General features: G+C 57.7%; 1 protein-coding gene. It reads right to left on the bottom strand.

All coding sequences use genetic code 11. The annotated features are described in order from the left end of the window. On the bottom strand, positions 1-222 hold a 222-nt coding region (locus ACWGTI_RS33050; protein WP_454590727.1), incomplete at both ends, for a reverse transcriptase domain-containing protein.

Genomic DNA, 222 nt, shown 5'->3' with positions numbered 1-222 from the left:
CGTCGCGGCCGGAACTGATACCCGAGGAAGTCGAACACGACATTCGGGTATGTCCCCCTGCGCCTTTGGTCTTTGCAATAGACGATCTTGGTCTTTGTCGGATGCATCTGCAGCCCGCATGCCACCAGTCGAGAACCAAGCTTCGCCTTGAGGGCTTCCGCTTGCTGTTCACTCCGGCAGTGCACAAGGCCATCGTCGGCATATCGACACCATGGAAGGTCA

The sequence above is a fragment of the Mesorhizobium sp. ArgA1 genome (genome assembly GCF_053714375.1).
The sequence above is the reverse complement of the archived record's forward strand: the minus strand, read 5'-3'. Positions and strand labels throughout refer to the sequence as shown.